Raw genomic sequence first — 12972 nt, forward strand, 5'->3', positions numbered from 1 at the left:
ACACACCCCTGGCACGCTGATGTGTGGAATGGGAACCGAGCGCGAGAAATCACATGCCGACCTATCGTTATCTCGCTCTGACCGCCGAGGGCGCTCGTCGACGCGATGTCTTGCAGGCCGATAGCGAGCGCCAGGCGCGCCAGTTGCTGCGCGACCAGGGATTGTTCCCCCGGGATCTGATACCGGTGCGCGACAAGACCAGCCGCGTCTCTCGACGCGGCCGGGTGGACAACGAAACGCTGGCCCTGCTGACCCGCCAGCTGGCGACACTGGTCGATGCCGGCATCCCGATCGGTGACGCCCTCGATGCGTTGTCGCGCCAGGCCCAGAAAGAGCGGCCCCGCGCCATGCTGCTGGATATCGTGGCCCGGGTGCGCGAGGGCTATAACCTGGCGGACAGCCTGGGCACGCACCCGGCCACCTTCGATACGCTCTATCGCTCGCTGGTCGCCGCCGGCGAGCGGGCCGGCCGTCTCGCCCAGGTCCTTGAGCAGCTAGCCGATCATCTGGAACGGGTCCAGCGGCAACGCCAGAAGGCGCGTACCGCGCTGGTCTATCCGCTGGTGCTGGTGGCCGTGTCGATCGCCGTGGTCATGGGCCTGATGATTTACGTCGTGCCTCGCCTGGCCGAGCAGTTCGAGCGCTCCGACATGGCACTCCCCTGGCTGACGCGGACACTGATCGCCTTCTCCGAATTCCTTCAGTTCGCCGGCCCCGGGATGCTCGTCGCCGGCGTGCTCGGCGTCCTGGTCATGCAACGGCTAGTGCGGCGACATGCCATGCGCCATCGCTGGCATGCCTGGCTACTGCGTCTGCCGCACCTGGGCGAATTGATCGTGCTACTCGATACCGCCCGCCTGACCCGAACGCTGGCCATCCTGACCCGCAGTGGCATTCCGTTGCTCGACGCCCTCAAGGCCAGCCGCGACACGCTCGGCAACCTGCTGATGCGAGACGCCGTCGACCTGCTGACCGAACGTATCGCCGCCGGGGTCAGCCTCAACCGCGCCATGACCGAAAGCGGACGCTTTCCACCGACCATGCTGCACATGATCGCCAGCGGCGAGTCCAGCGGCACGCTCGATCGCATGCTGGAGCGCGTCGCCGACACCCAGGAAACCACCTTCAACCGCCGCGTCGACATGGCGTTGGCGCTGTTCGAACCCGTGATGATCCTGACCATGGGCGGCGTCGTGCTGACCATCGTCCTGGCCATCCTGCTCCCGATCATGCGCCTCAACGGCGCCATGCAATACTGAACTGCCGAGGAATGTTCATGACCCACGCTCGCCCTACCCGATCCTCCCGCCGCCAACGCGGTTTCACGCTACTGGAGATCATGGTGGTGATCTTCATCATCGGGCTGCTGGTCGCCATCGTTGCGCCCAATGTACTCAGCAACCAGGACGACGCCATGCAGCAAAAGGCCCGCGCCGACCTGTCGACGCTGGAGCAGGCGCTGGACATGTATCGCATGGACAACTATCGCTACCCCTCCTCTCGCCAGGGCCTCCAGGCACTGGTCGAGGCCCCCAGCCAGGAGCCTTTACCCAGGAACTACCGCGAAGAGGGCTATATCCGCCGCCTGCCCAAGGACCCGTGGGGCAACGAGTACCAGTATCGCAGCCCGGGCGAGAACGGCAGGGTGGATGTCTATAGTTTGGGGGCCGATGGGGCCCCCGGTGGTGAAGGCCTCGATGCCGATATCGGCAACTGGATGCTATGAGCCCTGGGTCCGCCCGCGGCTTCACGCTGCTCGAGCTGCTGGTCGTCGTCGTGATCGTCTCGCTGGCCACCACACTCAGCGTCGCCTGGCTGGGCGGCGACGATCATCAGCGCCTGGATGCCGCCACCGAGCGACTGCATAGCGACCTGTCCCTGGCGCGGGATGTGGCCTTCCTCGACCAGCGGATCATCGGCTGGCTGGCAGACGATCGGGGCTATCGCTTCGTCACCTGGCGCCCCAGGCAGGATGGCGATGGGTGGGACTGGGTGCCGCTCGACAGCCAGCGTCTGGCCCCGCAGACCTGGCCGGTACCACTTGCGATAGAAAGCCTCTCCGCCAGCGCGCCGTCAGCACCCGGTACCGACATGCCCCGCTTGGTATGGTGGCCCAATGGCGAAGTGATCGGCGGGCGACTGGTCCTTGGTCATGGTGGTACGCAGCGCGTTCTGGAGGTCGACGCACTGGGGGTCAATCGGATCACGGCGGCGAGCCAACCATGACACGCATCCTAGGCAAGCGCCACGACAATGGCTTTACGTTGCTGGAGGTCATGGTCGCACTGTTCATCCTGGCCATCGTCGCCGTGACGGTCAGCCAGGGCGTGCATCAGCGCACCCGCGCCAGTCTTGCCGAAACGCAGCGCGTGCCGCTGATCCTGTGTGCCCGTGCGCTGGGTGCCGAATTCACCCTGACCCGCTATTGGCCCAGCCCCGGCCTTCATGAAGGCGAGTTCGATCAGGCCGGCCAGGCCTGTTTCTGGCGCCTGGAGGTCGAATCTACCCAGGTGCGCAACATGCGGCGCGGCACGCTGAGTCTGTTCGACGAGGCGGCCCGCGAACACGCTGACCTTCGCTTCACGTTGTTCTTTTCGCCATGACTCGACTCGTTTTGCCATGACCCGTCACCGTCCCCCTTCGCAGCGGGGCTTCACCTTACTCGAGGTGATCGTTGCCATCGCCCTGACCGCACTGATCGGCGTCACCGTTGCCGCCCTGGTCAATGCCATGGTGACGACCCGCGAACGACTCAGGGAGCCACCTGCCCTCCGTCAGGATGCACGCCTCGCCCAGCTTCTGGAGCGGCGCCTGGAGGCGCTGATCGTGCGGCCCCTGCATGCCCAAGGCCAGCCGCTGCTCAACGCCCCGCTCGATCACCTGCCCGACATCCAGACGCTGGAATGGGTGGCGCAGGGAGACTGGCCGTTGCCGATGGGCGATCACTACACACGCTTGCGCCGCCAGCGGCTGGTATGGAATAGCGACGCCCATCACCTGTGGCTGGGATCGACGGGGCTGCTCGATGACGCTGGAACACCGCAGTGGCAAGTTTCGGCCAGCCTCGACGAGGTCGAGCGGGTGCAGTTAGAATTCTACGACGGGGCCCGCTGGGTGGCGTCGCCCCCCGATAAAGGTCTGCCGATAGGCATTCGCCTGCATTGGTGGCGAAACGGGGCCCGCTTTCAGGTGAGCGCGCTGTTGCCGCACTGGAAGGCGTCGTGAAGTCGCGGCAGCGTGGCGTCGCCCTGCTCATGGTGCTGCTATGCCTGGCGCTGGTGGGCATGGTTCTGGCCTCGCTGGCCGAGGACGGACGCAACGACATTCATCGCCTGGGCTTGCTGCAGGCCGAGACCCAGGCTCGTTTTCACATTCAGGGGGCCGAGATAATCGCCCAGCGCGCCCTCACCGATGCCGCCGTGCGCCAAGCCAGCCTGTGGTGGCAGAGCCTGGCCGGCAAGCCGCTGGAATATCCTACCGACGAAGGCCGCATCCGCCTGGTCGTGCGCGACCTGCGCAGCTGTTTCAACCTCAACGCCCTGGCCGGTAGCGACGCGACGCTGGCCGCCGAGCAACTGACGCGACTGCTCGCGGGGCGACCTGCCTCCGCGCTGGGCGGGCTAACGCCGACGACGTTCGTCGCCCGGCTCGCGGACTGGATCGATGCCGACACCCAGCCGCGCGAGAACAGTCTGGATGGCGTCGATTACGCCCGCGGCTCACCGCCGCGGGTCAGTGCCGACACACTGCTGACGGACATCAGCGAACTCAACTGGCTGGAACCCCTCGACAGCACCCGCTATCAGGCTTTGGACGATCTGTGCGTATTACCCGACAGCGGTGCCTGGCGTCTCAATCTCAATAGCCTCCAACTGGCGCAGTTGCCTCTGCTCGAGGCCCTGTTCCAAGGCCAAGTGGCACGCGGCGACCTGATCCGTTTGATCAATGCCCGCCCTGCCATCGGCTACTCGGGAATCGATGCCGTGCGTGCGCAACTGGGCAGCGACAACGCGTGGCTCGAGCGCTACGGCGACCGTCTGACGCTGACACCAGATTACCTCGAGCTACGCGTGAGCGTCGAGGTCGGCGACTATCGCTTCCATGCCCGACGCCTGCTCAAGGCAGAGGGCATCAGTAGCTGGTCGCCTTACACGCCAGCCTCACGCGTGCGCATCCTTTCCCGTAGCGACGATCTGAGCGCCTGGATGATGTCGTCTACCTCTTCACCCCAAGGTTCTGGCCCATGAATACCTTGCTTCGTCCCTTGCCCTTCGGCCGGTTACGGTGGCCTGCCAGCCGACGCGGTACCGCCGGCTCGTCGCACCCTAGACTCCTGTTGCTCTGCGAATCGCCCGAGCCTCCGTCAGCGGAGGCCGAGCATCTCGCTGGTCATTGGATGATGACAGGCCTGCCTGGCCACGACGAGACTGGGCGGATCGCCGACAGCGATACCGCCACGCTCGCCCGCCTGGCACAGCTCAGCCAGCAGTACGATAGCGTGCTGTTGCTGGGCCCCACGGGCGCCAACCATTTCCACATGGCGGCCCCGAAAGGGCTGCGTCAGCGCGAGTGGCCCACGCTGATCGAAGACCAGTTATGCACGGATGGCGAGACACTGGAATTGGCAGCGCTACAACAGGGGCGCAACCACCTCGACGTGCTCGTGGCCAGCCGCGAGCGACTTCTGGCATGGCAAGGCTGGCTGGGGGCGCGTGGCATTCGTACGACACACTGGGCCTCGGTCTTCATGGCCCAGCCGCTCCCGACATCCGCCGGCGAGGTCAGCGTGGTCGCCGATACGCACCACCTGATGATCAAGACCTTGGCGGCACCGCCGGTACCGCATGCGCCCCCCGCAGAGCGCTGGCTGGCCTGGCCCCGCGAGTGGCAGGAACACCTGCCCGCGGCAATACGTGAGAAACCCTGGCATTGGCCGTGGCAGGACATCGCCGACAATACACCTGGCACAGGCTCCGGTGAGCTTCTACCGCGCTACGCCCAGTATCTACCGGCCTCGCTGCCCTTGGTGCCAGGCATAAAACCGGCAGCCCGCTCCATGCGGCGCGCGCCGTTGTCCCTGTCCCGTACGACGCGCCGCCTGGCCGCAGCGATCGTGGGGTTGGCGCTGCTGCATCTCGGGGCGGTCGGCTGGCAGGGTTATCTAAACCAGCGTGCCCTGGCCGATAGCGCCCAGGCCCGCCTCGAAGGGCTGGCTCCCGGGGACACCGGTACCCCCTCCCTGCAGCGGGTACAGGATCGCCTCGCCGCCTTGCAGTCTCTGCAGCAACGCAATCAATGGCTGGCGGCGACGCTCGAGCGTGTCGATCAGCAGGTCCGTCCCCTGGCGCTGACGCTGACCCTGATGCGCGTTACCGGCACGCAATTGACCATGCAGTGGCGAGTCGATGAAGACGCAACCCGCGACGGCTCCGAACTCACCGAGCTTTTCGCCAGCCTGGGCAAGCCCGCATGGCAACCCGAGACGCAGCGTTTGTCGCTGCACATGACAATGGAAGCGGAGACGACCCCATGACCCTCGGCCACTCACTCGCCACCCTTCGCCAAGCCTGGCAACGCCGCCCCGCCGCAGAGCGGCTTCGTCTGGGTATCGGCGGTGGCATCAGTCTGGCGCTGGCCAGCTATCTGCTGCTTCAACGCATTGACCTTCCGACATGGCAGGGCGTCGAGACGCCCCGTTTGGACACGTACTTGCTCGATGCCCTGCCGCCGATAACGGCGATGGATGCCGATGACTGGCGTCAGGTTGGGCTTCGACACTCGTTGGTTCTCGACACGATCGAGTCAGATGATGGCGGGTGGCAACTGTCAGGGCGTACCGACAGCCCTGCCGCTTTCGAACGGTTCAGCGCATGGGCAGCCCAGCAGGGTTGGTGGGCGCTCGACTGGTCGCTATCTCGAGATAGTGAATCCGGTATGAACGTCGAGGCTCGCTTCGTTGCCCTGCTCGAACGCGAACCGGCGACGCCCCTTGAGGAGCCGACCCCATGATCCGTTGGCTATTACATAGTCTCGCCGTAGGGTCCGTCACGTTGACCTTTCTCGTCACGCTGATGCTCTACTGGCCACTGCCCGTATTGGCAAACTGGATGAAAGGCAGCCTAGGCACCGGGATCGGCTGGCAAGAGGTCGAAGGGCGCCTGCTGGATGGTCGAATCGGCAAGCTGTCACTCGCCCAGCAAGGCGCCTTTCCCCTCGCGGTAGGCCCGGTGACGTGGCGAATGACGTGGCCGGGACAGCTCGATCTCACACTAGGCGAGACTTCCCAGCCCTGGATAGTGACGGCGCGGCTCGACGGCTTGAACGTCGATTGGCAACTTGCCGGCGGTTCGCTGAATGTGGTCGATACCGCACAGTTGCCACTTAGCCCGGCCGGCGACTGGCTGGGCAACATCACGATGACCACCCAGGGCCAACGCTGTACCAGTGCAGAAGGCGCCCTGACCAGCGATGACCTGACACTGTTGACCCCGGAGCCCATACCGCTGGGCCAGGCACGCCTGACCCTGAGCTGCGGTAGCGATGGCGGCTACCGCTGGCAACTCACCATGCATGACTCGTCAGGCCTTGAGCTTACCAGCACGCTAGAAATGGCCGCTGACGGAAGCGGCCAAGGTATACTCAATGGTCGCCTCGCCCAAGATCATCCTCTAACGACCTGGCGGCGTCTTTTGGAACCGAACGCCACCGACGATTCGCTTAATCATGGGTTCGGCTGGTAGGTCAACTTATCGCGTCGTCCGCCCTTGGAGCTTGTCCCGGAGACGATCGACCATGCCAACGCCTGGCCCTACACTCTTGTGGAACAGTTCCGAGTGCGGTGCACTGGGGTGTGGGCGAGTCGGTGCCAGTCGCTTGGCATCCTGCACCTTTTCACCCAGCTCGACGAGCTTCTCACCTACGACATTGGCCCTGAGCTTGGGAAACTGTTCGGACTCCTCGTCATTGGCGTGATGTCTCAGCAGATCCTCCAGCTTGTCGATCTGGGCCGTGAAGTCCGCCTCGGACACATCGACGCTCTCCATTTCCCGCATGACCTGGACAATCTGATCGTGCTCCTGCTTGTCATGCTCGACCTCATCGACACCGCTCGGCACATGGGTCTTGATCGCGGGATAAACGTGCATTTCCTCAGCGACGGAGTGGCGCATCACCTCGGCAATCAGCGTGTCGGTCAGCTCTCTGCGCTGGCTGGGCTCCGAGGTACGCTTGATCTGGTTAACGAGATCAAGCATCTCCTTGTGATCGGCCGTGAGGATGTCGGTGACATCCGTGCCTGAGGCCCGATGGTCGATGATCTCAGCCATGAGAATCCCTCCTATTGGCTGCAATGAGTGAACCGCTAGGTTAAGGCTCGTTATCTACACAGGATGGTTTAGCAGTGGGCATCCAGCAAGCAGGCTCGCGGGATGCCAAGAGGCAAGAAGCCAGACAAAGTAATTAACTCTAATCCTTATTTTGCCATGGCCAGCGCCCATCGAGTTCGACTTCCAATGTGAAACTGAGGAAAGTACGTATCAACACAATGATCAACAATACCCCAACCGTCTCGAAGGTGAGCTCGACAGCCACTGTATGGATAATATCGGCAGCCACGAGGAACTCCAAGCCAAGCAGAATGCCTCGTCCAAGACGTTGACGAAGCTGAAGGAATATATTTTCTGCTCTGTCCCGCTTCAGCACGTAAACCGGCACACAAGCAAGCGCATAGAGCGCGAACCCGGCGATAATGAAGATACCAAGTATCTCCATGATAGCCACACCCCACTCTGCAATCGGCCTTACAAGCTCTAACACACTGCCTCCATATTAGTTTAGTCAATAAGTAGGTTTAGCTAAATTACGACGGCTGTATTTAGGCTCGCGATCACGTCAAGGCACGGTTGTTTCTACCCGCAAACAGCTTCACGATGCCGCAGGTTAACGCAGCGTAGTTGACGAGAACGCTTGTATCCATCGCGTGCTTAATGGAATGCATAGCGCATCGTAGCCGCCGTAAAGACATGTGGTCGATCATGGGCTATCCATGTAGTCCAGCAGGTGTTCCATAGCAGCTGTCTTGGCTTCGGAGCGCTTGATTGCCCGTTCAGCCGGCGCGGGGCCACCCCGTCACCGAGGTCGCTGCCTGGCTGGGCGTGCCCAGCTACAAGCCTATATCTGTGGGTGATCGCTATGCAAAAGCCTAAGTAGCCGTCCCTTTTAGACTGGGCCATTGATATCAGCTATTTTCGTACTCACGAGGACTTGCCTCTACCTAACGATAGCAATCTACTTGTTCTCTCGGCAGGTTGTTGGAGTTTACTTGCTTCGCAGGGAACGAATCGCCAGCTTGGATGGCGATATGACTCTCATTCGGGGTAAATGTGGCTAAGCTTCTGATAAACAACACAAGGAGGTGAAACATGCCATTGGAATGGACTGGCCAAGTGACGCTACAGGTCTCTGGCGACACCAAGGAGGTGCTCATACAAAGCGAGGACCTGGAGCTAGTACAGGCAGGCCTGCGTATTATCGACGACGACAAGGTTCGCCATGAGTTCGTCTATCGTTATGATCATCCCCAGTTCTTACTGGTCTTGAATGCCACCGTCGAATCAGGTCACGTGCAAGTAGCCCCCCCGTCGCTTCACCCCAAACTGGCGAGGGCAGTCGGAGTGCGAGCCAATACGCTGGCTGCCACCTTCCAGCATGATCCGGACACTGACGATGAGCCACTGACGCCTGTTTCGAGTAATTGACCAATGTTTCGAACATGACGAAAAGCGCCCATTCTTATAAAGCGGATGAATGGGCGCCTACGCTAGGGTCATGATTCGATTCGATGTTCCAAGTGCTTCAAGACCGCCTTAAAGTGGGCGAGATCGCAAGTGAACAGGCTTTAAATTACTCGACGACCCCGCCTACCATAATGGCAGCTTTGATCTAGCCCTGCTCCGATCCTGAACCGAAACCCAACGACACTTAGGTTCGATTCGCTGTGGCTGGCAGGTCTCTCGGCTGCTTTTCCGTGGTTAGACTAGCACCGATTTCGAGAAGGCCGAGGATCACATGTGGCAGATATACTGTATCCGCGAAGCCGAACAGCCAGGGAGAAACCAGCAGCAGAATACCGCTGACCAAGTCCATGGTGAGGTGAATCGGCATGGGAATAAGGTGCATGAGGCCAAGCTCATACTTTGTCATGACGGCTGAAGCCACCATGATTACACCTAGTATAATCGGCACCCATTGAGCGGCTCCCCCCGTAGCGAAGCCGAAAAGGAAAGGAGCTGCTATAAGTAACAATCCCATCGGATAATCGACCAACCCGTGTACTCGAGTCGAGATAAAACGCATGGTGGTCCTCCCTTTATTCCAGATGAAACGAAGATTCAATAACACGGTCAGCATGGCATAGGATTTGGTCCGTAGCCCATCTTTAACGTGTAATTATGTTTCCGAATTCAGAGGTTTCTGGTCACGAACAGCTACTCGATTGTGCTCGCCAGTTGAACTCGGGGTTTCCCCAACACACCGGCATTCCGGTCTGCATGGGCGCCGCCCTGCGCCTACGCTGGCCATCCGTGTCGCAATGAAGAGCTCCACCTACCTGGGTCTACCTGGGCTTATGGCTGCAAGGCTGGTTTCACTGGTCCCAGGTAGGGGCAAGATTGTCCGGACTGAGGATGCGGCCGCCCGTACGCGCGAGGCCATCGATCACGGCCATCTCGTCGGATGACAGGGCGAAGTCGAAGATGGCGATATTCTCCGCGATGCGCGTGGGCCTGGTGCTGCGGGTCAGGGGCACGTCGCCCTTTTGATGCACCCACCTCAGGACCACTTGTGCCGCGTTCTTGCCATGCGCCGCACCGATACGGGCCAGCACCGGATCGCGCGGCACCGCCCCCATCGCCATCACGAAGAACCCGGTCAGCGGCACGCCGAGTTCATGTGCATGCTTTCGCAACGTCGACTGGTCGAGATAGGGGTGGATCTCGACCTGGTTCGTGGCAATCGGTGCCTCGCTTATCTCGACCGCGCGGGCAAGCTGGGTGGCGTTATAGTTGCTGACGCCGATATGGCGCGTCCAACCGCGTGCGCGGACTTCATTCAATAGCTCGATCTGGCGCTCGATCGGCATGCCGTGACCGGGCCAGTGCACGAGCAGCAGGTCGACCCTATCCAGCTCGAGCCTTTCGAGGCTTTCCTGAACCGAAGGCAGGAAACGAGATTCCGAGAAATGACTGTTCATCACCTTGGTGGTGACGAATACCGCATCGCGATCCATGCCAATATCGCGCAGGGCACGGCCGAGCGCGGCCTCGTTGCCATAAAGCTGGGCCGTGTCGAAGGCACGAAATCCCGCCTGCCAGGCGGCGGGAATCAATCGGGCGACCTGTTGATCAGCCAGCTCGTCAAGACCGAAACCAATCGGGGGAAGTGATTGATTCATCCAGCCGCTTCCGTGCGTATCCATATGCCTTCTCCAGGTAAATGATCCCGCTCATGCGCTCGCTCGAGATCCAGCTCAGGACCCTGCGGCACGATAAGCGTCGGGTTGAGCGCGGCATTGGTGTAGTAACCGATCTTGATATGCTCGAGGTTGACCGTCTCGCGTACACCCGGCCACTGATAGAGCTCACGCAAATAGCTCGACAGGTGCGGATAGTCTTCCAGGCGACGGATATTGCATTTGAAGGCACCATGGTAAGCCGTATCGAAGCGTACCAACGTGACGAAGAGACGCCAGTCGGCTTCGGTCAGGAAGGTGCCTGCCAGGTAGCGATGCGTGGCCAAGTGGTCTTCGAGGCGATCGAGCGCTTGGAACACCTCGGTAACAGCACCCTCATAGGTTGCCTGGTTCCTGGCGAAACCGGCCCGATAGACGCCATTGTTGAGCTTCTCGTAGACGAACTCGTTCCAGGCATCGATCGTCGCGCGCAGCGGTTCGGGGTAGAAGTCGAGGTTGTTCCCCGTGAGATGGTCGAATGCGCTATTGAAGATCCGGATGATATCCGCCGACTCGTTGTTGACGATCTGCCCTTGAGCCCGATCCCATAGCACCGGGACCGACACCTTGCCGGTGTAGTGGGAATCACTCGCTGTATAGAGCTGATGGTGGCGTCGGACTTCGCTTAGGTGCGGTCCGGCATCCTGCGGGACGGCATAACTCCAGCCTTCTTCCCCCAGTGCCGCATCGGCGACAGAGAGCGGGATCAGGTCTTCCAATCCCTTGAGCTTGCGAAAGATCAGCGTACGTGAAGCCCAGGGGCAGCAGTAGGCGACGAAGAGTTGATAACGTCCTGGCTCGGCGAGCGGTGCGTCGCTGGCCTTCGCCCGCGACTCGCCATAGGGCATGATCCAGCGCCGAAACTTGGTGGGCTCCCGGTCAAAGGCACCCCCTCTGATTTCGCTTTCGGCAATCTCGCCCTTCACCCATTGTCCATTGATAAGGCCTGGCATAACGTTCTCCGAAGCTGAATGTGACTGAGACCCGCCGTCAGCCACCAAGTACTTTGATGAGGTTATGCGTAGCGTGCAGTAGTTTCCCCAGGGGTGTAAGACGCCAGGACAGAAACAGATGATTAACGATTTGGAAATCATCCGCGGGGCGCTGGAAGAGAACGGGTCCGTACGGAGCTGAACGCAGTGCAGGAAGAAGCTTCAGGTCTACTCCTGTAGGGCCTGATACCGGGTGCGGGCAGCCACAATGGCGCCGTGATGCGTATCCGCCCAGACCACCAGCTGCTGCATCGGCTCGAGAAAGGAGCGCCCCAGCGGGGTCAGGGTATATTCCACCCGTGGGGGAACCTCGGGATAGAGCGTACGCGTGATGAAACCATCCTGCTCCAGCTGCTTGAGCGTGCGGGAGAGCATCTGCTTCGAGATATCGCCAATCTCGCGCATCAGGGCATTGAAGCGCAGGGTGCCGGGAGCCAGAGCCTCAAGGATCAGCAGGCTCCACTGATTGCCAATGCGATCGAGCACGTCGCGAATCGGGCAAGGCTGTTCGAACATCTCTTCGTCAGGGACCGTTGTCATTGTCTCTCCGTAAATGAGTGGTCGTGCATGGTCACATTGTCGTGACCCGGTCAGGTAAAAGTGACTTCTTGTGCCGTCTCGGTATCTCCTTTAAGTTTATCTCACGGTCTACATGTTAGACCAAGTTTCAAAACTGAACTTATAGGAGTGTCTCATGGCAAATGTTGCGCTTATCGGGGCGTCGGGTGATGCAGGCTCACGTATTCTCGCAGAACTATCCGATCGGGGGCATCGGGTGACAGCCATTGCTCGAAATACGGACAGGATTGCCTCATTGCCTGGCGTTACGCCGAGGCAGGGCGATGCCAACGACCAGCAGGCGCTGGGAGCATTGCTCAAGGGGCATGACGCGGTCATCAGTGCCGTGCCCTTTACGGCCAGCGACGTCAGAAAGCTCGTGGGGGCCGTACGTGAGGCCGGAGTAGCGCGCTATCTGGTGGTGGGCGGGGCAGGTAGCCTCGAGGTCGCGCCCGGCGAGCGGGTCATCGATCAGCCCGATTTTCCCGAAGCCTACAAGCCCGAAGCACGTGCTGGCAGTGAGTTTCTGGACTTCCTGCGCGGCGTTGATGATCTCGACTGGACGTTCCTGTCGCCTTCGGCAGAGTTCGTTCCCGGTGAGCGTACCGGAAAGTTTCGTCTTGGACAGGATATGCTGCTGACCCATGCAACGGGCTCCAGTATCTCTTTTGAAGACTACGCCATCGCGCTGGTAGATGAGCTGGAAAAACCTGCCCATGTACGTCAGCGCTTCACGGTTGGCTACTGATTAATGTCCAGCCGAACAGAGCGTAACTGACCTGATAGCTCCGGATTGGCGTCGATAGGAAATGGCCCTCGTGGCCATTTCTTTTTACTATCAATACTACCTACCGGTCGGTAGCTTTTCTGGGTTAGGATTCGCTGCTCGGTGTTCGAACCCCTAAAGGCGAGCGA

The 12972-nt window shown here is 60.9% G+C and carries 17 protein-coding genes; 11 read left to right on the forward strand and 6 right to left on the reverse strand.

Features of this window, described 5'->3' with window-relative positions; all coding sequences use genetic code 11:
• Positions 1–53 precede the first annotated feature (53 nt).
• From gspF to JH15_RS05580, 9 genes are read left to right on the forward strand one after another with little or no spacing between them, the layout of a single operon-like run.
• Entirely contained in the window at positions 54–1259 is a 1206-nt protein-coding gene (gene gspF, locus JH15_RS05540; RefSeq protein WP_043527773.1) for a type II secretion system inner membrane protein GspF, read from the forward strand.
• Positions 1260–1276: 17 nt separating this feature from the next.
• Complete coding sequence (gene gspG / locus JH15_RS05545; RefSeq protein WP_043527776.1) at positions 1277–1726, forward strand: type II secretion system major pseudopilin GspG; 450 nt, start codon at positions 1277–1279, stop codon at positions 1724–1726.
• The gene (locus JH15_RS05550) at positions 1723–2226 is read left to right on the forward strand and encodes a GspH/FimT family pseudopilin (protein WP_043527778.1); all 504 of its coding nucleotides are present in this window, start codon (positions 1723–1725) and stop codon (positions 2224–2226) included. Before gspG ends, JH15_RS05550 begins: the two co-directional genes overlap by 4 nt.
• A complete protein-coding gene (locus JH15_RS05555; protein WP_043527781.1) occupies positions 2223–2603 on the forward strand; it encodes a type II secretion system protein in 381 nt (126 codons plus the stop codon). Before JH15_RS05550 ends, JH15_RS05555 begins: the two co-directional genes overlap by 4 nt.
• A gap of 16 nt (positions 2604–2619) precedes the next feature.
• Positions 2620–3225, forward strand: coding sequence for a prepilin-type N-terminal cleavage/methylation domain-containing protein (locus tag JH15_RS05560; RefSeq protein ID WP_052383912.1), 606 nt, complete (start codon positions 2620–2622; stop codon positions 3223–3225).
• Positions 3222–4247 (forward strand): type II secretion system minor pseudopilin GspK, encoded by a 1026-nt coding sequence (gene gspK / locus JH15_RS05565; protein ID WP_231566372.1) that lies wholly within the window; start codon positions 3222–3224, stop codon positions 4245–4247. Before JH15_RS05560 ends, gspK begins: the two co-directional genes overlap by 4 nt.
• Positions 4244–5533, forward strand: coding sequence for a hypothetical protein (locus JH15_RS05570; protein ID WP_043527784.1), 1290 nt, complete (start codon positions 4244–4246; stop codon positions 5531–5533). Before gspK ends, JH15_RS05570 begins: the two co-directional genes overlap by 4 nt.
• Positions 5530–6009: a hypothetical protein gene (locus JH15_RS05575; RefSeq protein WP_043527786.1), complete on the forward strand. Its 480-nt coding sequence runs from the start codon at positions 5530–5532 to the stop codon at positions 6007–6009. Before JH15_RS05570 ends, JH15_RS05575 begins: the two co-directional genes overlap by 4 nt.
• Positions 6006–6740 carry a hypothetical protein gene (locus JH15_RS05580; RefSeq protein ID WP_043527788.1) on the forward strand — a complete coding sequence of 245 codons (735 nt, stop codon included), beginning with the start codon at positions 6006–6008 and terminating at the stop codon, positions 6738–6740. The genes JH15_RS05575 and JH15_RS05580 overlap by 4 nt, the downstream gene beginning before the upstream one ends.
• Before the next feature lie 6 nt (positions 6741–6746).
• Here the strand turns inward: JH15_RS05580 and JH15_RS05585 are convergent, their stop codons facing one another.
• Positions 6747–7325: a hemerythrin domain-containing protein gene (locus JH15_RS05585; protein ID WP_043527791.1), complete on the reverse strand. Its 579-nt coding sequence runs from the start codon at positions 7323–7325 to the stop codon at positions 6747–6749.
• 139 nt (positions 7326–7464) lie between these two features.
• Positions 7465–7815 (reverse strand): DUF1622 domain-containing protein, encoded by a 351-nt coding sequence (locus JH15_RS05590; RefSeq protein WP_197053276.1) that lies wholly within the window; start codon positions 7813–7815, stop codon positions 7465–7467.
• A 605-nt stretch (positions 7816–8420) separates the two neighbouring features.
• Here JH15_RS05590 and JH15_RS05595 point away from each other — a divergent pair.
• Positions 8421–8756, forward strand: coding sequence for a hypothetical protein (locus JH15_RS05595; protein ID WP_043527794.1), 336 nt, complete (start codon positions 8421–8423; stop codon positions 8754–8756).
• A 223-nt stretch (positions 8757–8979) separates the two neighbouring features.
• Here the strand turns inward: JH15_RS05595 and JH15_RS05600 are convergent, their stop codons facing one another.
• The 4 genes from JH15_RS05600 to JH15_RS05615 form a co-directional block, all read right to left on the reverse strand.
• Positions 8980–9354: an SPW repeat domain-containing protein gene (locus JH15_RS05600; RefSeq protein ID WP_043527796.1), complete on the reverse strand. Its 375-nt coding sequence runs from the start codon at positions 9352–9354 to the stop codon at positions 8980–8982.
• Between the two features lie 289 nt (positions 9355–9643).
• The gene (locus JH15_RS05605; protein WP_043527799.1) at positions 9644–10474 is read right to left on the reverse strand and encodes an aldo/keto reductase; all 831 of its coding nucleotides are present in this window, start codon (positions 10472–10474) and stop codon (positions 9644–9646) included.
• The gene (locus JH15_RS05610; RefSeq protein WP_043527801.1) at positions 10447–11460 is read right to left on the reverse strand and encodes a glutathione S-transferase family protein; all 1014 of its coding nucleotides are present in this window, start codon (positions 11458–11460) and stop codon (positions 10447–10449) included. The genes JH15_RS05605 and JH15_RS05610 overlap by 28 nt, the downstream gene beginning before the upstream one ends.
• A gap of 207 nt (positions 11461–11667) precedes the next feature.
• Positions 11668–12039, reverse strand: coding sequence for a winged helix-turn-helix transcriptional regulator (locus tag JH15_RS05615; protein WP_043527804.1), 372 nt, complete (start codon positions 12037–12039; stop codon positions 11668–11670).
• A gap of 154 nt (positions 12040–12193) precedes the next feature.
• Here JH15_RS05615 and JH15_RS05620 point away from each other — a divergent pair, with 154 nt between their 5' ends.
• Complete coding sequence (locus JH15_RS05620) at positions 12194–12805, forward strand: NAD(P)-dependent oxidoreductase (protein ID WP_043527806.1); 612 nt, start codon at positions 12194–12196, stop codon at positions 12803–12805.
• Positions 12806–12972: the final 167 nt, after the last annotated feature.

It is taken from the genome of Litchfieldella xinjiangensis (assembly GCF_000759345.1).
Lineage (GTDB): Bacteria > Pseudomonadota > Gammaproteobacteria > Pseudomonadales > Halomonadaceae > Litchfieldella_A > Litchfieldella_A xinjiangensis.